Annotated in this window: 20 protein-coding genes and 1 pseudogene; 5 read left to right on the forward strand and 16 right to left on the reverse strand. The window is 36.6% G+C overall.

Features of this window, described 5'->3' with window-relative positions; genetic code table 11:
- Entirely contained in the window at positions 1-1458 is a 1458-nt protein-coding gene (locus U860_RS0105030; RefSeq protein ID WP_025147625.1) for a HAMP domain-containing sensor histidine kinase, read from the reverse strand.
- 149 nt (positions 1459-1607) lie between these two features.
- Here U860_RS0105030 and U860_RS0105035 point away from each other — a divergent pair, with 149 nt between their 5' ends.
- The 3 genes from U860_RS0105035 (at position 1608) to mscL (ending at position 3833) form a co-directional block, all read left to right on the forward strand.
- Positions 1608-2288, forward strand: a complete 681-nt coding sequence (locus tag U860_RS0105035) for an ankyrin repeat domain-containing protein (protein ID WP_025147626.1) — start codon at positions 1608-1610, stop codon at positions 2286-2288.
- Positions 2289-2379: 91 nt separating this feature from the next.
- Positions 2380-3306: a Gfo/Idh/MocA family oxidoreductase gene (locus tag U860_RS0105040; RefSeq protein WP_025147627.1), complete on the forward strand. Its 927-nt coding sequence runs from the start codon at positions 2380-2382 to the stop codon at positions 3304-3306.
- Between the two features lie 128 nt (positions 3307-3434).
- Complete coding sequence (gene mscL / locus U860_RS0105045) at positions 3435-3833, forward strand: large conductance mechanosensitive channel protein MscL (RefSeq protein ID WP_025147628.1); 399 nt, start codon at positions 3435-3437, stop codon at positions 3831-3833.
- A 50-nt stretch (positions 3834-3883) separates the two neighbouring features.
- On the opposite strand, the gene U860_RS0105050 is transcribed toward mscL, so the two are convergent.
- The gene (locus U860_RS0105050) at positions 3884-4156 is read right to left on the reverse strand and encodes a DUF3917 domain-containing protein (RefSeq protein WP_025147629.1); all 273 of its coding nucleotides are present in this window, start codon (positions 4154-4156) and stop codon (positions 3884-3886) included.
- Positions 4157-4266: 110 nt separating this feature from the next.
- On the opposite strand from U860_RS0105050, the pseudogene U860_RS36245 reads away from it, so the two are divergent.
- Positions 4267-4434, forward strand: a pseudogene (locus U860_RS36245) (DUF4288 domain-containing protein); the annotation flags it as partial.
- 33 nt (positions 4435-4467) lie between these two features.
- Here the strand turns inward: U860_RS36245 and ccpA are convergent.
- From ccpA to U860_RS0105080, 5 genes are all read right to left on the reverse strand, one after another.
- Entirely contained in the window at positions 4468-5466 is a 999-nt protein-coding gene (gene ccpA / locus U860_RS0105060) for a catabolite control protein A (protein WP_002173804.1), read from the reverse strand.
- 319 nt (positions 5467-5785) lie between these two features.
- Positions 5786-6859 carry a bifunctional 3-deoxy-7-phosphoheptulonate synthase/chorismate mutase gene (locus tag U860_RS0105065; RefSeq protein WP_025147630.1) on the reverse strand — a complete coding sequence of 358 codons (1074 nt, stop codon included), beginning with the start codon at positions 6857-6859 and terminating at the stop codon, positions 5786-5788.
- A gap of 204 nt (positions 6860-7063) precedes the next feature.
- On the reverse strand, positions 7064-8080 hold the full coding sequence (locus U860_RS0105070) for a CamS family sex pheromone protein (protein WP_025147631.1): 1017 nt from the start codon (positions 8078-8080) through the stop codon (positions 7064-7066).
- Positions 8081-8191: 111 nt separating this feature from the next.
- On the reverse strand, positions 8192-8518 hold the full coding sequence (ytxJ, locus tag U860_RS0105075; protein ID WP_025147632.1) for a bacillithiol system redox-active protein YtxJ: 327 nt from the start codon (positions 8516-8518) through the stop codon (positions 8192-8194).
- A gap of 2 nt (positions 8519-8520) precedes the next feature.
- Positions 8521-9030 (reverse strand): DUF948 domain-containing protein, encoded by a 510-nt coding sequence (locus U860_RS0105080; protein WP_002173808.1) that lies wholly within the window; start codon positions 9028-9030, stop codon positions 8521-8523.
- A gap of 187 nt (positions 9031-9217) precedes the next feature.
- Here U860_RS0105080 and U860_RS0105085 point away from each other — a divergent pair, with 187 nt between their 5' ends.
- A complete protein-coding gene (locus tag U860_RS0105085) occupies positions 9218-10333 on the forward strand; it encodes an aminopeptidase (RefSeq protein WP_025147634.1) in 1116 nt (371 codons plus the stop codon).
- Between the two features lie 40 nt (positions 10334-10373).
- On the opposite strand, the gene U860_RS0105090 is transcribed toward U860_RS0105085, so the two are convergent.
- The 9 genes from U860_RS0105090 to U860_RS32410 all read right to left on the reverse strand — a co-directional run.
- Positions 10374-10820, reverse strand: a complete 447-nt coding sequence (locus U860_RS0105090; RefSeq protein WP_025147635.1) for a hypothetical protein — start codon at positions 10818-10820, stop codon at positions 10374-10376.
- 198 nt (positions 10821-11018) lie between these two features.
- Entirely contained in the window at positions 11019-11420 is a 402-nt protein-coding gene (locus U860_RS0105095; RefSeq protein ID WP_025147636.1) for a PH domain-containing protein, read from the reverse strand.
- Between the two features lie 77 nt (positions 11421-11497).
- A complete protein-coding gene (locus U860_RS0105100) occupies positions 11498-11989 on the reverse strand; it encodes a GNAT family N-acetyltransferase (RefSeq protein WP_025147637.1) in 492 nt (163 codons plus the stop codon).
- Positions 11986-12534, reverse strand: a complete 549-nt coding sequence (locus tag U860_RS0105105; protein WP_025147638.1) for a GNAT family protein — start codon at positions 12532-12534, stop codon at positions 11986-11988. The genes U860_RS0105100 and U860_RS0105105 overlap by 4 nt, the downstream gene beginning before the upstream one ends.
- 56 nt (positions 12535-12590) lie before the next feature.
- Entirely contained in the window at positions 12591-13496 is a 906-nt protein-coding gene (locus U860_RS0105110) for a DMT family transporter (RefSeq protein ID WP_025147639.1), read from the reverse strand.
- Complete coding sequence (locus U860_RS0105115; protein WP_025147640.1) at positions 13486-13899, reverse strand: MerR family transcriptional regulator; 414 nt, start codon at positions 13897-13899, stop codon at positions 13486-13488. The genes U860_RS0105110 and U860_RS0105115 overlap by 11 nt, the downstream gene beginning before the upstream one ends.
- Positions 13900-14123: 224 nt before the next feature.
- Complete coding sequence (gene murC, locus U860_RS0105120; protein WP_025147641.1) at positions 14124-15434, reverse strand: UDP-N-acetylmuramate--L-alanine ligase; 1311 nt, start codon at positions 15432-15434, stop codon at positions 14124-14126.
- A gap of 250 nt (positions 15435-15684) precedes the next feature.
- Positions 15685-16803, reverse strand: a complete 1119-nt coding sequence (locus U860_RS0105125) for a nicotinate phosphoribosyltransferase (protein ID WP_025147642.1) — start codon at positions 16801-16803, stop codon at positions 15685-15687.
- 61 nt (positions 16804-16864) lie between these two features.
- Positions 16865-19438 (reverse strand): DNA translocase FtsK (locus tag U860_RS32410; RefSeq protein WP_025147643.1); only part of this gene is annotated, 2574 nt, incomplete at its 5' end.

A 19438-nucleotide genomic window follows, 5' to 3' on the forward strand; every position in this document is an offset into this window, starting at 1 on the left:
TCATTCACCACATTCCTGTACTTTTTGCAGCGAGAAGAAAATACTTGTGCTTTCTCCAAGCTTACTTTCTGCCCAAATTTCCCCACCATGTTCTTCAACAATTTGCTTCGCTATCGCTAAACCAAGCCCACTTCCACCTGTGCTAGAATTTCGTGATTGCTCCGCTCGATAAAATCTCTCAAAAATATACGAAAGTGTATCAGATTCTATTCCTGATCCATTATCCTTCACTTTCACGATAACTTTATTTTCAATACTCGATACGGTTACGGTAATTTGCTTCTCTTCTTTATCCATGTACTTCACACTATTATGAATTAAATTCGATATAACTCTCTTTATTTTTTCACGATCCGCTATTACATATAGCGGTGATACATGCTGTAATTGTAAGCATACATCTATACCTTCTTCACTTAAATCCATCTGCATCTCTTCTATTAAATCTTGCATAAACATATTTAGTTCTATCGTTTCAAATTGAAAAGGAACTCGATTCAAATCTAACTTTGAAAATAAAAATAGTTCATCAATGAGTGTATCCATATGTTTTGCTTTCGTATGGATAGTTGTTAAATACTTATCCATTTTTTCCGGCGTATTTGCTACCCCATCTTTTATTCCTTCAACATAACCTATAATAGATGTAATTGGTGTTTTTAAATCGTGAGAGATGTTTGAAATAAGTTCTTTTCGATTTTCTTCATATTGCGTTTGCATCTCAATCGACTCTTTTAGCTTCTTCCTCATTTCCTCAAATCCTTGGTTTAACTGTCCTATTTCATCATGCGATGTAGCTGGAATTTGAAAATCTAAGTTCCCTTCTTTAATTCTCTCAGTCGCATCTTTCAATACAAAGATTGGTTTTATAACACTTCTTGAAACGAAGTAACTTAATAGTCCAATAAGCAAAATGGCTAAAAGCAATAGCGATACGAACAAAATCGGAAATAATTTTTGTGTCAGATCTACAAAGGAACTTTGCTTTTTTAGTACAAATATACTCCCTTCTTCATTCTCTGGAAAATAAAAATCGAATTTTACATATCGATAAAATGTACCATTTAGTTCCGTTGTGCCACGACTATTGATATTTGTCTTTTCAAATTTTGGAAGAGCTTCTTTTAAAGCTGTGCTTTCAAATACTTTTGAAGCATATGAAATTGCTTCCCCTTTTCTTACAACTATTTTCACATCCCCCTTTTCGATCGATGACACGAACGATTCATCTAATAGTTGTGATTGATTCTGTTTAGCTTCCGATTTCAATTCAAGAAAAATATTTTCTTCTTCCGCCGTCAGTGGCTTTTGGATGTAAGAACTTTTGTAGAAATTTTCCACTGATTCCAAGTCACCCGTTATCGAAAAAACAATTAAAAATCCCGTGACTAATATGAGCGTAATGGAAACGAGAATAACAGCAATATAAGAAAATAAAAACCTCGTTTTAATAGACATCATTTACATCCTCACTTTATCCATCCTTATTATTCATAAGCATAAAAATATATGCTCAAATACTCAAGTGATTTTATAGTAATTTTAGCGTCAGTTTATAAAAATTTAATGTTCTTATTTTACAGTTGAAATTAGGAGGCTGAAATTCTATGTTCAAAAAAACATTAAGTATGATATGCTGCGTAATATTTTTACAAGGATGCTCGCAAGAACAAGAAGTGAAAAAGGAGATGACAAACATGGAGACAGCACTACTATCAGCTACTGAGAAAAAAGAAACTAACACTGTTATAGCATTACTAAAAAAAGGGGCAAATATAAATATAACTGACGGTAAAGGACGTACTCCTCTTATGATTGCTACATACAAAAATGATGTAAAAACTGCCAAAGCTCTTATCGACGCTGACGCTGACGTAAATATACAAGATGATATGAAAAACAACCCATTTCTATACGCCGGTGCGGAAGGTTACTTAGACATTTTAAAACTAACGATTGATGCTGGCGCGGATCCAGCTCTTACGAATCGTTATGGTGGAACAGCTCTTATTCCAGCCTCAGAGCACGGTTATCTCGATGTTATAAAAGAACTCCTCGCTCGAACAAATATCGATGTAAACCATGTAAATAACCTCGGATGGACAGCCTTAATGGAAGCTATCGTATTAAGTAACGGAGATGAAACACAGCAACAAGTCATTCGCCTTCTTATCGAGCACGGTGCAGATGTAAATATTCCAGACAACGATGGTGTTACCCCGCTGCAACATGCTCGTGCTCATAACTTTGAAGAGATAGAGAAGATTTTGTTAGAGGGGGATAAGTAAAAAATTAAAAATCCTACTTTTTGCCTTCCTCCCACGCCCTATGCTACATTTAACCCGTCAATTAAATATTGTTAATAGGGTGGGAATAAAAATGAACAAACCTCGAATCGGAATGATTGGTCTTGGAAATATTGCACAGAAAGCCTATCTCCCAACACTTACAAAAGAAACAAATTGGAATTTTGTAGGGGCGTTTACACCTAACGCAGAGAAAAGAAAACAAATTTGCCAGCAATATCGTATTCAAGACTTCCATTCTATTGAAACGTTAGCTTCGGAATGTGATGCAATCTTCGTTCATAGTTCAACTGCTACACATTATGAAATTGTTTCTACACTTTTGGAAAAGGGAATCGATGTTTATGTAGATAAACCGTTAGCGGCTACTACTGAACAAGCTGAAAAGCTAGTCGAAATGAGTGAAAAGTACAATCGGAAATTAATGGTTGGATTTAACCGCCGCTTCGTCCCTATGTATGTCGCTGCAAAAGAGCAGGCTAATGATATTTCATGGATTCGGATTGAAAAGCACCGCACAAATAAAGTCGGGCCATATACGTATGACTTTACTATGTTAGATGATTACTTACATATTGTAGATACTGCTCGCTGGCTAGCTGATGATGACCTTAACGTCGTTCACAATATGATGCAAATAAATGAAAAGAATGAACTTCTTTACGGACATCATACATATACAACTGCAAACGGACTTTTACTTTCTACAGCGATGCACCGCCATGCCGGTACAAATTTAGAACAAATTGAACTTGTGACGACAGGTAAAATCATTCGCGTAAAAAATATGAACACATTTGAAATTGAGCAGGAAAACTCCGTTTCACAAAGTGGTTCACCATCATGGGAAACAACGTTAAAACAGCGCGGTTTTGAAGATGCTGTTCATCATTTTATCGAATGTGTACACGGGGATACAAAGCCTATAGTAGATGGATTAGAAGGGTTAAAATCTCAACAAATGCTACAATCTCTACTGCACGACACAAACAAAAATTAAAACGGATACATTTTTCAGAATTTACTTTCATTACCATTTTCCCTTTATTTCTATCAACATTTTCTATAGAATATGTTGATAGGAATTATAAATTTCATATTGAATCGTGGAAAGGATGGGAATAACACATGTGGAACGAGTTTAAAAAGTTCGCCTTAAAAGGGAACGTAATGGATTTAGCTGTCGGGGTCGTAATCGGTGGTGCATTCGGTAAAATTGTTTCTTCATTAGTAGGCGATGTTATCATGCCATTAATTGGTCTACTACTTGGTGGAATAAACTTCAAAGGACTTTCCTTTACATTTGGTGGCGCGGTTGTAAAATATGGTGCATTTATTCAAACAGTTGTCGACTTCTTAATTATCGCATTCTCTATCTTCTTATTCATTAAACTGTTTAATAAACTAACGTTGAAAAAAGAAGAAGAAAAAGAGGAAGAAATTCCAGAACCAACAAAAGAAGAAGTTCTTCTTGGCGAAATTCGCGACTTATTAAAACAACAAAATTCTTCTAAAGATAGAGCATAATTGAACGGATAAAAGGCATGCCCCTCTTGGGACATGCCTTTTTTTATATGTTATAACGTTTCCGAATTCGTATGAATAAATATAATAATACCTGCAACCATAAGTACCATAATGCTACCTGCAAATAGTGTAATACCGATAAACATTAAACTCGTACTTAAATCTATCGAAATACTTTCAGTAAAAATAGAAATTACATACGTGATAAGGGCGATTCCTGCAAGAATACTTCCTGGAACAAATCGCTTTAAGCCATTTTGTTTTAACGTCATATATGCAAAAATAGCAGTCATGCAAAGCGTAATTATCCAAAGAACGATCATCTCTTCTCCCCCCTCACAAACCTTTTCTTTCTATTATACATGACATTGCCCTATAATAGTTAAATTTGCACTTATGTGACATATAACAAGGAATAACCCCATCTATAGCAAATGTCTTCCAACATAAACTAAGGAGGTTTCAAAAAGTGTTACATGTGTTCGAATTAAATGAAACGCCATTTGAGACAGGAAAAGAATTGTACGCAAGATTTTTACACGTTAAGAAAAATGAAAATGTAGATACAGTAGTAAAAAAGTACTACCCTGAATACGAATAAAAGCTCACAGCAATCGCTGTGAGCTTTTTATACTTACTTCGTTGAATCTCTAAATTGGATACGGTGAGGTAAGATAACTGTGTGATCTTCCACTTTTTCTTTGTTCATATATTTTGTTAGTAGACGCATCGCTACTGCACCGATATCATACATTGGTTGTACAACTGTTGAAAGCTGTGGACGTACCATTAAGGCAAGGCGAGTGTTGTCAAAACCAAGCACTTCGATATCAGTTGGTACGTTTAATCCAGCGTCTTGTGCTGCGTGGATTACACCTAGTGCCATTTCATCAGAAGATACGAAAATTGCTGTTGGTTTTTCATCAATGCTCCAAAGCTTTTCAAACGCTTCTAGACCTGAATCATATGTGTAATCTCCATCGATTACAAGATTTTCATCATATGAAATACCTGCTTCTTCTAAAGCTTTTTTATAACCTTGTAACTTCTTCGCGCTTCCCGCTTTATCAATGAAAGGACCAGAGACGAAACCGATACGTTTATGTCCTCGCTCAATAAAATGCTTCATTGCATCGTAAGCTGCTTGTGTATAATCAATATTTACTGATGACGTTTCATTTTGCTCATCAAATGACGCTGCTAATACAATTGGTACTGGAGATTTTTTGAACTCTTCAACGTGAGTATCTGTAATATCTTCACCCATGAAAACAATCCCGTCCACTTGTTTCCCAAGCATCGTATTTAATAAGTGGAACTCTTTCTCTTTGTTTTGGTCAGAGTTACTTAAAATGATGTTATATTTGTACATTGTTGCGATATCTTCAATTCCACGAGCAAGTTCTGCATAAAACGTATTTGAGATATCAGGGATAATAACACCCACTGTAGTTGTCTTCTTACTTGCTAGTCCACGTGCAACCGCATTTGGGCGGTATCCTAAACGATCAATTGCTTCTAATACTTTCTTTCTTGTTGTAGGCTTTACGTTTGGGTTACCGTTCACAACACGTGATACAGTAGCCATTGAAACATTCGCTTCACGCGCTACATCATAGATTGTTACGTTCATCTCTTCGCACACTCCTTCTATTTATGTTATCTATTTTTATGTATCGGTTCACTTGAATGAAAAAAAGACATCAACTCTATTTGCAGATGCCAACAATCGTCCCGAGTTCTTCCTTTTACTAATGATACGATAAAAACGCAGGCTCATACAATATTTTCCCGCAAAAGTTTCGAAAAAATTCGCTTCTTTTCTCGTATTTTCGTATTTTTTATGCAAAAAGGGCAATTTTTGTAAAAAGGAGATGCCCCATAAGTAAAAACTTATAAAATAAGAGGAGGCTGTTCCAAAATGTCTTTTTGGACCGCCTCTTTAAAATTTTTTACAATTTACTTCCAAATGCTTTTAATTCTTTCATAAACTCATTGAATTCCGAAATATCCATTTGCTGTGCTGCATCTGATAAAGCAACAGCAGGATCCGGGTGTACTTCCGCCATAATCGCATCCGCACCAATTGCCATTGCCGCTTTTGCAGCTGGTAATAGAAGGTCACGACGCCCTGTAGAATGCGTAACATCAACAACGACAGGTAAATGTGTTTCTTTCTTTAAAATCGGCACAGCGGAAATATCAAGCGTATTACGCGTTGCTCTTTCATATGTGCGAATACCACGTTCACATAAAATAATATTACCATTACCCTCTGCCATGATATATTCTGCCGCATTAATAAATTCTTCGATTGTTGCTGATAAACCACGCTTTAATAATACCGGTTTATTTACAGCACCAGCCGCTTTTAACAGTTCAAAATTTTGCATATTGCGAGCACCAATTTGAATAACATCAACGTAATCTAATGCCATTTCAATATCATTTGGATTTAAAATTTCACTAATAACAGCTAAATCATATTCATCTGCAACTTGGCGTAAAATTTGCAAGCCTTCTAATCCAAGACCTTGAAAATCATATGGAGATGTACGAGGCTTGAAAGCACCACCGCGCATTAATTTTAACCCTTGCTCTTTCATCGCTTCTGCAACTTGGCGTACTTGTTCATAACCTTCCACAGCACATGGTCCCATAATAAAATGCTGATTACCATCGCCAATTTTTTCACCATTAATTTCGACAATTGTATCTTCTGTTTTTTTCTTACGAGAAACAAGTAGCGCCTTACGATGATCGTCTTCTTGTAACTCTAAACCAGCTTGGAAAATTTGTTTGAAAATATGTTGTAAAGTTGATGTTTCAAATGGACCATCATTCTTTTCTGCAATTAAATCCAACATATTTCTTTCACGTACAGGATCAAAACGTTTCACACCTTGTACTTCTTTTAAATTCCCAACCTCTTGCACGAGACGGCCTCTTTCACTTAGTAATTCTAATATTTGTAGATTGAGTTGATCGATTCCAGAACGTAAACGATCCAATTCTTGTGATGCCATAAGAAAGCCACCTTTTTCAAATTTCTATATGTTACAGTCATTAACTTTTTTAAGATAACTTATTATAGCTGATACATATGCAGTTGTCACACGATATACAACATAGGGTGACGTAGTGAACAGATAGAAAGAATACATGAAAATTTCATGCAAATATAGTAGTTTGCAATGAAAAAAAGACAGTATTTAAACTGTCTTTTTTTATTATAGGAAAGAAACAAACGGCTTATCGCTGTCCTTCTCTTTTATAATAACAGCCTCGATTTTACTCTCGGACTTGATTTGTAATTGTACTTTAGCATCTTTAGGCAATTGTTCTAACATACTTTGAACAGCAATTTGAGAGAGCCCCATTAATTCTGATTTACCATTGTATTTAACGACAATATCCAGATTTAATTTATCCATACGATTTTGCTTATATGAAATCTTAGCATTAACTGGAATATAATCTCCTTTAGAAAATTCCTTTATCGATTTAGAAAAATCATTTAGCTTTTTATTATCTTCTCCATGTGCTCCCTCAAATTCTTGAGAAGGATACGAATACGACTTTTCATCAATAGCTTCCCAATTCCCAAGATTTGTAGCGTTCTTTTGAACAGAAGCGCTAGAAATATAAGTACCATTCTTTAAAGAACTTGTACTTTCTTGCTTAAATATAGCAAACGTAATTGGAGATTTGTTATATTTATCATTTTTATTAATAGCTTCTATAAGCTTCTTAGCGACTTCAGTACCCTTAGAAATAGCTTCCTCATTAGATACATTTGAAGACATAGCTAAACCAATAACTACACCAGACAAGCTTAGTTCGTTTGAATTTTGTTTGCTGAAATAGTCCTGTTCTATAATATTAGTCACAACCGGTACTTCTTGTTTCGTAACTAATTCATCAATAGTTTTCTCTGGAATATACTGATTTAATTGTAATACGTAATTTTCTGTATCAAATTGTTTTGAAGCAATATTCATTAAACCACTTTCATATTCTGCTAAATCTAGTTTAGAATTCGTTGTAACATTAACTGTATTAATTACTTTTTGTTCCTTTAAAGGAATAACAGTTCTATAGTACTCCTTAGAAACCGCAGTTCTTGGAATCATACTTTTTTCTTTCGTATCTTTCTGTACAACTTCATCCTTCTTACCAATAGTATCATTACTGCAAGCCCCCAGTAATAAACTTACGGTTGTGAAGAATAACGCCATTTTCTTCATTGCTTAAAACCCACTTTCAAAATTCAATTTACTTAGTTCTAATGTATTTATAGTGTACCACTAAATATATTGCAACAAAATAAAAAAGAAGCAAGCCTCTCGCTTGCCTCTCTACTTTACATTCTCTTCCAAAGCTTCTTTTTTTATATTCCAATGAGATGTATGCCATACTACCATTCCATCTTTTATGTATAACACTTGCGGAGATTCATGCTTAATACTGTACTGCTCTGCAACATGGTTCGAAACGTCTCTCGCATCTTGTACGTATAAGTAATATGCTGGCACTTCTCTTTCTTCACCACAATACGCTTGAAACTCTGTATATGCACCGTGGCTAATTGGACATGTTGTACTATGTTTAAAAAGAACATATGGCTCGTTCTTTTCTACTAACGCTTCAAGTTCTTCAATCGTTTCAATTTTTATCATACTCATCATTACTCACCTCTCATACGAAGTCTAGAGCGTTTCTCTCTCTTTTCAGCCTTCTGCTCAGCTCTCTCTAGTTTACGCTCTTCTTTTTCAATCTTTTTCTCTTGTCTCGTAGCACGGTAATGGTTGTATACTTCAATTGCTGCGCTGCTCCACTGTACAACTTGTGCTACTTTATCTGCATTATTTTCAATTTCGTCCGTAACAGACTCTGACACATTGCGAAGCTTCGTATTTAAAGAGTGAATCGTCGTTCCGATTCCATCCACACCTTCTACTACTTTATTTAGCGACTGTGACTTCTGTTGAATATCATCAGCTAACGCATTTGTCTTATGTAATAATTGCTCCGTCTCTACACTTATTCCTTGCATTTGCTTTTCTAAACCTTCTAACGTGCTTGCAACGTTTTCTAACGTCTTCTGAACCGATAACAACGTTCTGCATGCATATACTACTAATACAGCGAAAGCAACTGCAATAATAGCCGCACTTACATATAAAAGAACTTGCATTTCATCACTTCCTTTATCTTTTTCATACTTTCTCCTATTATACAATCATTTTCCGTTTCATTCTAATCCCTATCTTTTCATTAGAATTTTCATACTTATTCGTTAACTTTAACATAAATCATTCAACAAATTCCACTAAGTAGGTTACAATAGGAGAGGATACATAATTAGTAAGGAGGCTTTACATATGAAAGATCCACGCATTGAAAAGTTAGCATACAATTTAATTAACTACTCTATTCGCTTACAAAAAGGCGAAAAAGTATTAATTGAAAACTTTGGCTTACAAAAAGAACTTGTAACTGCACTTGTAAAAGAAGCATATGCAGCTGGCGGTTTCCCATTCGTTTCTTTAAAAGACCACTCAGTAGATCGCTCTTTATTAATGGGTGCTACGGAAGAACATTTCGAACAAATCGCTACATATGAAGCGAGCGTAATGAAAGATATGGATGCTTACATCGGCCTTCGCTCTGGTGATAATATTAACGAACAAGCCGACGTTCCAAGTGAACGTATGAAAATTCATGGCCAAACAGTTGGTAAAAAAGTTCATAGAGACATTCGCGTTCCGAAAACACGCTGGGTTGTTCTTCGCTACCCAAATGCTTCTATGGCACAGCTTGCTAAAATGAGCACAGAAGCTTTTGAAGACTTCTACTTCGAAGTATGTAACTTAGATTACGGAAAAATGGATAAGGCGATGGATAGCCTTGTTGCATTAATGAATAAAACAGATAAAGTTCGCTTAACTGGACCTGGAACTGACTTAACATTCTCTATTAAAGACATTCCAGCTATTAAATGCTCAGGTCATTTAAACATCCCAGATGGTGAAGTATACTCTGCGCCAGTTCGCGATTCTGTTAACGGTACAGTTTCTTACAATACACCATCACCTTACAACGGCTATACATTTGAAAATGTACAACTTAAATTTGAGAATGGACAAATCGTTGAAGCAACTGCAAACGATTCAGAACGCATTAACAAAATCTTCGATACAGACGAAGGCGCACGCTACGTTGGTGAGTTCGCAATCGGTGTAAACCCATACATCTTACATCCAATGGGAGACATTCTATTCGATGAAAAAATCGATGGCAGCTTCCACTTCACACCCGGGCAAGCTTACGACGATGCATGGAACGGCAACAACTCTAACATCCACTGGGATTTAGTGTGCATTCAGCGCCCTGAATACGGCGGCGGCGAAATTTACTTCGACGACGTATTAATCCGTAAAGACGGACGCTTCGTTGTACCTGAACTAGAAGCTTTAAACCCAGAGAACTTAAAATAATATAAAAAAACGCTCGGAATTGTATCCGAGCGCTTTTTTATTAATACGCTAATAATTTTTTAGCCACATCTTCTGGTACTTTAAAACTATTTTTATTTTTTATTACATTAATTTTTAATTCAACCTCAACATAAGGGACATCTTTATAAACTGTCATAGTACCAATTTCATGTAACTCTTTTTTATCTTTACTCGAATCCAATAATTTCGGTGTATCCTCTTGATACATTTTAAACGTTTTCCCTTGCGGAGTATCCACAGGAGCCGATTCCATTTCCCACTCATCCATTTTTATTGATTCAAACAACTTTGTGATTTCTTTCTTATCGGTAATTGTTTTTTTATCACTCGAATCAGTAAGCGATTCAATTTCAATTTTTTGTGCCTTTTCTAAGCTAACATCAGACTTCTCTTTCTTCGCACTACATCCTATTAAAAGAATTGATGTAGTTAGCAGAAGCAAAAACAACATACAGATTTTTTTCATTTCTAATCCCCCTGCACTATATAGAGCTATTTTTCTCGCTTTTTGTTTGCCGATTATGGAACTAGAATAATAGTGATACTGCACTAGTCCCTATTAATATTGGGACATATAAAGGCAATTCCCATCGAGTATATACTCTAGTGCAAATCACAAGCACCATTAAAATTTCTAAGCAAAACAAAGGTCTTACATATTTCATTACTTACCTACCAGTTCTATTTTTACATATGGATTTTCTTTCTCAATAAGCGCCAAGAACTCATTCATATCTTGCGGCATCGCAATCATATGTACTTTATATGCATTCGTTGTAATCTCAAGAGACTTTCCAACTTGACGAACAATTCTAACATCTCTCAATACAACATCATCGTTTAAAATACCGTATTTTAGCACACCATTTTCTACTTTATGCTTTTTAATGAATATTTCCCAAACGAGAGGGACATTTATAATAAAACATAATCCCATCCCAATTAGGGCTGAAACCCAATCCCCTTTTCTTGTAAAAAACATTACAATTGGATATACAACCATAAAAGCTAGCGTTATACTAACGGAAATTATTCCTGACTTACTTCTTTGAATTGGAAAGTTCATAACCACACCCCTTAATCCAAATTATACCATCATTTCCATTTTAGTTCATAAAAAAAGGTCATTCATAAATGACCTTTTTAAAAAATGTACCTATAAAATTTCTTATCTACCTCTAACACTGGAAAACTTTTTGGCAACTCTTCTATATTCACACTTTGAAAACCGTTCTTTTCGTAAAAACGGTGTGCCGCTAGAAATTTAATTGTTGTTCCTAAATAAATGTCTTCCAAGTTCTGTTCCTTCGCCCAAGAGATTGCTGTTTGAAGTAGCATTCTTGATGCACCCCATTCTTTTCCACGGAACTCTTTCTTCACAAACATTTTCCGTAGCGCTACTTGATGATTCTCAATATCTAATAAAGCTACTGTTCCAACTACTTTACCATCATAAGTTGCTACCCAAAAGTTTCCATAATCCTTTTGATAGAACGTTTCTATTTCAAGTAAGTCAGGCTGCTCTTCTTTCGTAATTGGGATATTGTATTCATTTTGCTGAATATGAATGATAAGATCTACTACTTCATCTTGAAACTTACTGTCGTACGGAATAATACAAATCTTCTCGTTCATCGAATCTCTTTCCACTCTGAAGCTAATAAACTATATACAGCGATATCGTGAAAATGGTCATATAGCCATTCTTCCTCTCTTAAAATACCATCTAACTTAAACCCTAAACGCTCTGGAATAGCGCGGCTTTTCACATTTTCAACACCGCATCTAATTTCCATTTTATTTAATTTTAAATTCTCAAATGCATAATGAAGTACAGCCTTCACGCTACGCGTCATAATGCCTTTCCCGCCAGCATCTTCTGCAAGGTAATATCCGAGACTCGCCGCTTTCTTCCCCCAGCTTACCGGATGAATGCCTACCATCCCAACGAGCTTTCCTTTGTAACGTATGCCACTTTCAAAACCGTCTCCCTCTGCAAATTTCTTTAACCACATCGGAAAAATCTCATCATAAGCATCAGCAGATTTCGTCCCATCTACCCACGGAAGCCACCTTCTTAAATGATTACGATTTTGATCTATTAATTCATATAGTTCCTCTTTATGATGTTTTTCTAATAGTTGAAGTTCGATTTCATTATCTACTCGGAGTGTGAACATATTTTTTAGCCCCTTTTTATTTTTCTTATTATTCTAACATTTATGGATAGGAAATGTTAAATATTCACACTTTCTTTTGGCTTTATTTGTATAAAACCGGAAGAATACAATACTCCCGTAATAACTAATATCATCCCTATACATTGTGCAGCTGCTATATTTACTCCTTCTGTAAAAGAAATAATCATTGTAACAACAGGCACTAGATTAAAAAATAAAGATGTTCTCGCTGCCCCAATTTGAGCAATTCCATTATTCCACCATAAGTAACCGAGCACACTCATTCCAATTGCCATAAAGAGAATCGCTCCCCAAGCGAATAAAGGAATTTCCAAAACTGGTACTATACTTTTTTGCGTGGAAGATATCATAATAAAGGCAAGTGCCCCAATAGTCATCGTATATGTCGTCGTTTGTATTGGACTGCCAATCTTAATAAATCTTCTGCTTAATACACCGTATAACGCCCAGCAAATATTCCCTAACAAAATATAAAAATCACCTTTTGAAAACGATAAATTTTGTAGTATTGCAAACGAACCTTGTGTAAGGACAAAAACAACACCAAGTAGTGCAAGTAACATTCCAATCGCTTGGTGCTTCACTATTTTCTCTCGTAAAATTACACTTCCTAATAACGTCGTAACAAGTGGATTTGTCGCCATAATAAGCGCTCCATTAATAGCTTCTGTATGTTTCATTCCTAAAAAGAAAAAGAAGTTAAAACCGAATACACCAACTATACCAAGCAAAAGGTAATAAGCCCTATTCTGCCTCCATACTTCCAACTCAAAATCTTTTCGTATTTTTAAGAGACATAACATCACAAGTGCAGCAATTCCAAAACGCCATGCCGCTATGTGAATCGCTTCGAAATACTGCACCGCATATTTCGAAGCATTAAATGTCCCACCAGTAAATATCGCAAACCCTAGTAGCTGAGCGTATACTTTATTCTTCATTGTCGGCCTCCAAGTTTTTCTCTTCTAGAAAACCGTAATAAATTTCTAACTTCTCCTCTGTTAACTGAACTACTTTTCGCAATTGCTCCTGTTGTTCTTTTAAACGCTTTAAGTGAGTTGTTAAAATTGAAATCCTCTTTTTTATTTTCGCAGGTACTTCCTCTTTCCGCTGTTTGATTTCCTCTATAATACATCCATCACTTGCAAACTCAGCCATCTCTTCTAATGACATTCCAGTTTGTTTTAATGAATATAAAAATTTTAATAGGCGCACATCACCTTCTGTATACTGCCGAATACCACTATTTCGCGTTGGTGGTGGTAATAAGCCTAGTTTCTCATAATAGCGCAAAGTGTGAATACCCATCCCCGTTAACTCTGCTACTTCACCAATTTTATACATATTCTCTCCCCCTTGTTTTCACATGTTTATCTTACAACCTAGAGTTAACTCTAGGTCAATACATAAAGTTCAACTAATCGGGCTTTTACGGGCAGTTGATCTCCCACCTAACTCCTTTGCTTTACAGCCGAATTTTGAGGTGGGAGTTTTACTGCCCGCAAATAGTGGGATAAAAATCGAGTACAACAAAAAAAGACGCACAGCTCAGCTATGCGTCTTTTTTCTTACTTCTCTGCAACTTGAACTTCTTTTACGTAAGCTGCTTCGAATTTTTGGATGTCACCTGCGCCCATGAAAATAAGAACGCCATTTTTATGTTTCTTTAATACCTCTGTTGTTGTATCTGTAATTAGCTCTGCACCATCGATACGTTTTTGCAGATCTTCAATTGTTAATTCACCTTTGTTTTCACGTGCTGATCCGAAAATATCACATAAGTATACTTGGTCAGCTTTGCTTAGGCTTTCTGCGAACTCATCTAAGAATTTCTCTGTACGTGAGAATGTATGTGGCTGGAATACAGCGACAACTTCACGCTCTGGATGTTTTTGACGAGCTGCTTCAATCGTTGCATTAATTTCTGTCGGATGGTGTGCATAGTCATCAATGATAACTTGCTCTCCCATCGGCTTTTCATTAAAGCGACGTTTTACACCTTCAAAAGTTGTTAATTGATGTTTTACTGCTTCTACATCAACGTTTTCATAATGGCAAAGCGCGATAACCGCTAATGCATTTAATACGCTGTGATCGCCGTATCCTGTAATTTCAAACGTGTCATAATACGTATTACGAACAAATACATCGAATATAGTACCATCAGTTCTCTTTTGGATGTTACGTGCTTGGAAATCATTATCTTCTCCAAATCCATAGAAAATAACAGGTACTTTCGCTTGAATTTTTTGAAGTTCTTCATCATCACCACATGCAATAATACCTTTTTTCACTTGCAATGCCATCTCTTTGAATGCACTAAATACATCATTGATGTCTGCAAAATAATCTGGATGATCGAAATCGATATTTGTCATAATTGCATAGTCTGGATAGTAAGACAAGAAATGACGACGATACTCACAAGCTTCAAATACAAAATACTTACTATTTTCTACCCCATGCCCAGTTCCATCTCCAATAAGGTATGATGTTGGGTGTGCACCTTGCATTACATGGGCTAACAAACCAGTTGTTGATGTTTTTCCATGTGCACCAGTTACAGCAACACTTGTGTATTGGTTCATCAGGTCACCTAAAAAATGGTGGTAACGGTGTACTGGGATATTTAATTCTTTTGCTGCTACGATTTCTTCATGCGTATCAGGAAATGCATTTCCTGCGATAATCACTTGTCCTTCTTTAATATTATTTTTATCAAAAGGAAGGATGGAAATACCACGCTTTTCCAATGCTGTTTGTGTAAAGAAACGCTTTTCATAATCAGACCCTTGAACAGTATGCTTCATGTCATGAAGAATTTGCGCTAATGAACTCATTCCTGTTCCTTTAATTCCTACAAAATGGTAAACTGTCATCTTAAAGAACCTCCAACATTTCGAACTAATACAACGTCCTATCTATAAGACAGTATATGAATCTTTTCTTATTTTGGTAATCATCATACATTTCTGATACAGTGAATTTCTTTTTACCTTCACCTATCAGGATAAACTCATACGTACTTCTTTTATGTCCATAACACATTTATTATAGCAAAAAACAAGCCGCTATACTATGATAACAGAAAAACTGATAGGGTCAATCACCTATCAGTTTTTCTCGCTTTTACATATCTTTTTTTGTTTTTAATTGAACACGCTCTAGACGTGGATTTGGACGGTATTTACGACCAGCTTTTGCTTCTGGTTTTCCATTTAATTCTACGTTATCACCAGTGAAACCAATATTCATTTTTAATAAGCTGCTTCCTACTCCGTATATATCGACAGGAACATTTTGAGCTTCAAATTCACGAATACGCTTCTCATCAAATCCACCAGTTACAACGATATCTACATGTTGGAAACCTTCCCCATCAAGAGCCTTACGAAGTGCAAATACAAGCGATGGATTTACACCGCGTGGATCAAATGTTCCAAGTACTTCTGGGTGACGAATGAAGTATTGATCAATCATTGTACGAGACGTATCGACACGTACACCTTTTAATGTTGATCCAAATTCACGCGCTACGCGAAGTGCATCTGTAATGACATCATTGTTGTAATCAATTAGTACGACTAATTCATCCTCTGGGAATTTTTTATGATATGCTTTTGCAGCTTCAACAACATCACCATTAAACATTTGAATTAATGCGTGAGGCATCGTCCCCATACCACTTCTGCCCCACCACTCATTCATTGCATGTGTCGCTTGTGCGCTCATACCTCCGATGTATGCCGCATAACCGTCACCAGCTTGTTGCGTATAATGATCATCACGATCTCCCATGAAAATAACCGGTTTTTCTTTGTCTACGCTACGTGCAGCTTGGACAACGTTATATACGTTTGTCGCAACTGATGTACGACGAGCTAAAATCCCATCAATTACACCTTCTAAAAAGCCGAAGTATTCATAAGGACCATGAATTGTTAAAACTGTTTCAAATGGACTAATATTATCGCCATCCTTTAAAGAATGAATTTCTAATTCCTCAGGATTTTTGGCGAATGTTTGTAGCAATGCAATTACCTCATCTGTTCCGCAAAGAACTGCATGTTCTTTTTGGAAAAACTGCATTGTTACAACACTTTTCGGGCGAAATTCTTCAATGATTTCTCTAGTTTTTAAAAAGTAAACGGCAGAGAACCAACCTTCTCCAACACGTTCATCAAATTTAAATGTTTTATTTGTTAGTCGATTTATTTCACCTTTTAATTTTAATTCAATTTCTTTCATGTCGCTTTACTCCCTACTTTACTATCCAACATTTTCTCTTAGTATACAGCAAAACCGCGTACTATACATTCGTTTCCTGCATAGCAGCAAATTCATCCTCGGAAATAAGGACATCTCTCGGTTTCGTTCCTCTTGCTTCAGAAATAATCCCTTGCGATTCCATCTCTTCAATTAGACGTGCCGCGCGATTATAACCGATACGGAATTTTCTCTGTACAGAAGATGTGGACGCTCCCCCTTGCTCTACAACAAATTGACATGCATCAAAAAATAGTTCATCTTCAGACTCACTCTGCTCTGATTTTGCTAATAAATCCTCTTGCTTAAATAAGTAGTTCGGCTTCATTTGCTTTTTCACATGGTCAACTGTTTTTTCAATCTCATCATCCGATACGTATACGCCTTGTACACGAACTGGTTTAGACGTGCCGTTTCCTAAAAATAGCATATCACCACGGCCAAGTAATTTCTCCGCGCCCCCAATATCGATAATCGTACGCGAATCAACTTGAGACGATACTGTAAATGCGATACGCGTTGGAATGTTTGATTTAATTAAACCTGTAATAACGTCTACAGATGGACGCTGCGTCGCAACTAATAGATGAATTCCACAAGCACGAGCTTTTTGTGCAATACGACAAATTGCTTCCTCAACATCACCAGGGGCAACCATCATTAAGTCCGCTAACTCGTCAATGACAATAACAATATAAGGTAATGTCTCACCCGGAATTTCTCTCTCACTTACAATCGTATTGTAACGAGTTAAATCACGAGCACCAGCATGCGCAAACAATTCATAACGGCGTTCCATCTCTTCAACCGACCACTTTAACGCAGCTGTAGCTGCTTTTACGTCAGTAATAACAGGTGCTACAAGATGTGGAACAGAATTATATGGTGCAAGCTCAACCATCTTCGGATCAATTAGTATCAACTTCACTTCATGCGGCTTCGCTTTATATAAAATACTCGTTAAAATTGCGTTAATGCACACACTTTTCCCAGAACCAGTTGCGCCTGCAATAAGTCCATGTGGCATTTTTCGAATATCCGTTACAATTGGATCACCTGAAATATCAAGTCCAAGCGCAACTGTAAGCGGTGATTCACTCTTTGTAAATACAGGACTCCTTAAAATTTCACGAAGGAATACTGGCTTACTTTCCTTGTTCGGAACTTCAATTCCAATTGCACTCTTCCCTGGAATTGGCGCTTCAATTCGAATATCTTTCGCAGCTAAACTTAATTTAATATCATCACTTAAATTTGTAATTTTATTTACTTTCACACCTGGGTCTGGTTGTACTTCAAAACGAGTTACTGCCGGCCCTTGTGACACATTAATAACATGTGCTCCAACATGGAAATTATTAAATGTCGTATTTAATAATTCTTCCTGTTCCTCTAGCCACTCTGTATTATCTAACGCTGCCTGCTGTGGAATCGACAACAACGTTAATGACGGAAGTTCATATTCCGGTGGCGTTTGTAGTACGTTGCGCATATCGTTCTCTTTTTGATTTACAACATATGCTTTCTCTTGTACTTCCGTACTTGAAATTGGCTCTTGTACTTGTTCAGCTACCACTACTTGCTGCTCTGGCTTTTCTTCCACTTGGGCTTCTACCGCCACTTGCTGCATTGGCTTTTCTTCCACTTGGGCTTCTACTACCACTTGCTGCATTGGCTTTTCTTCCACTTGTACTTCTACTACCACTTGCTGCATTGGCTTTTCTTCCACTTGGGCTTCTACTACCACTTGCTGCACTAGCTTTTCTTCCACTTGGGCTTCTACCGTCACTTGCTGCTCTGGCTTTTCTTCCACTTGGGCTTCTACCACCACTTGCTGCTCTGGCTTTTCTTCCACTTGGGCTTCTACCACCACTTGCTGCATTGGCTTTTCTTCCACTTGGGCTTCTACCGCTACTTGCTGCATTGGTTTTTCTTCCACTTGGGCTTCTACCGCTACTTGCTGCATTGGTTTTTCCGCTACTCGTTCACCGAAAGTAGATTGCGTTACATTCGTTCTTGCCGCATGTCTTTCCATTAACTTCTTTCTGTCTTGTTTTAGCATGACAACGTTAAATGGGACATGGCGCTTTTTCTCACGCTTCGGCTCTTCTGTTTGTGTAGCAGGCTGTTCTTTAGCAACTTGTTTCTTTTCTTCAGCTTCTTCAATTAAAACATTCGCAAAGCTTTGAACCTCTTTCTTTGTTTGCTCATCCGCTTCTGAATCTGGTACGAACACTTCACGTTCTTCCTTGAACTCAATTGTTTCTTGCTGAGAAATTACTGGTTGCTCTGCAACTGGTGTATTGTCCACCAACTCTTTATTTATCGTCTCTTCAATTGCTATTTCTTGAGAAGTTTCCTCTAATATGAATTCCGTAACTGGTTCTTCTTCCTTAGATTCTTCTAATTCCACAACTTCTACTTCTTCCTCAGATTCCTCTGACTCCGCAGCTTCTACTTCTTCCTCAGATTCTTCTAACTCCGCAACTTCTGCTTCTTCCTTAGATTCTTCTAACTCCATAGCTTCTGCTTCTTCCTTAGATTCCTCTAACTCCACAGCTTCTGCTTCTTCCTTAGATTCCTCTAACTCCACAGCTTCTGCTTCTTCCTTAGATTC

Source organism: Bacillus sp. H1a, assembly GCF_000633475.1.
GTDB classification, from domain to species: domain Bacteria; phylum Bacillota; class Bacilli; order Bacillales; family Bacillaceae_G; genus Bacillus_A; species Bacillus_A paramycoides.

Coding starts and splice junctions, on each gene's coding strand:
- U860_RS0105030 (WP_025147625.1), bottom strand. CDS start 1,458: ATGTCTATTAAAACGAGGTTTTTATTTTCTTATATTGCTGTTATTCTC.
- U860_RS0105095 (WP_025147636.1), bottom strand. CDS start 11,420: ATGAACTTTCCAATTCAAAGAAGTAAGTCAGGAATAATTTCCGTTAGT.
- U860_RS0105125 (WP_025147642.1), bottom strand. CDS start 16,803: ATGAAAGAAATTGAATTAAAATTAAAAGGTGAAATAAATCGACTAACA.
- U860_RS0105080 (WP_002173808.1), bottom strand. CDS start 9,030: ATGCAAGTTCTTTTATATGTAAGTGCGGCTATTATTGCAGTTGCTTTC.
- U860_RS0105085 (WP_025147634.1), top strand. CDS start 9,218: ATGAAAGATCCACGCATTGAAAAGTTAGCATACAATTTAATTAACTAC.
- mscL (WP_025147628.1), top strand. CDS start 3,435: ATGTGGAACGAGTTTAAAAAGTTCGCCTTAAAAGGGAACGTAATGGAT.
- U860_RS0105110 (WP_025147639.1), bottom strand. CDS start 13,496: ATGAAGAATAAAGTATACGCTCAGCTACTAGGGTTTGCGATATTTACT.
- U860_RS0105035 (WP_025147626.1), top strand. CDS start 1,608: ATGTTCAAAAAAACATTAAGTATGATATGCTGCGTAATATTTTTACAA.
- U860_RS0105040 (WP_025147627.1), top strand. CDS start 2,380: ATGAACAAACCTCGAATCGGAATGATTGGTCTTGGAAATATTGCACAG.
- ccpA (WP_002173804.1), bottom strand. CDS start 5,466: ATGAACGTAACAATCTATGATGTAGCGCGTGAAGCGAATGTTTCAATG.
- U860_RS0105115 (WP_025147640.1), bottom strand. CDS start 13,899: ATGTATAAAATTGGTGAAGTAGCAGAGTTAACGGGGATGGGTATTCAC.
- U860_RS0105050 (WP_025147629.1), bottom strand. CDS start 4,156: ATGATCGTTCTTTGGATAATTACGCTTTGCATGACTGCTATTTTTGCA.
- U860_RS0105105 (WP_025147638.1), bottom strand. CDS start 12,534: ATGTTCACACTCCGAGTAGATAATGAAATCGAACTTCAACTATTAGAA.
- U860_RS0105070 (WP_025147631.1), bottom strand. CDS start 8,080: ATGAAGAAAATGGCGTTATTCTTCACAACCGTAAGTTTATTACTGGGG.
- U860_RS0105065 (WP_025147630.1), bottom strand. CDS start 6,859: ATGGCATCACAAGAATTGGATCGTTTACGTTCTGGAATCGATCAACTC.
- U860_RS0105100 (WP_025147637.1), bottom strand. CDS start 11,989: ATGAACGAGAAGATTTGTATTATTCCGTACGACAGTAAGTTTCAAGAT.
- murC (WP_025147641.1), bottom strand. CDS start 15,434: ATGACAGTTTACCATTTTGTAGGAATTAAAGGAACAGGAATGAGTTCA.
- U860_RS0105090 (WP_025147635.1), bottom strand. CDS start 10,820: ATGAAAAAAATCTGTATGTTGTTTTTGCTTCTGCTAACTACATCAATT.
- ytxJ (WP_025147632.1), bottom strand. CDS start 8,518: ATGAGTATGATAAAAATTGAAACGATTGAAGAACTTGAAGCGTTAGTA.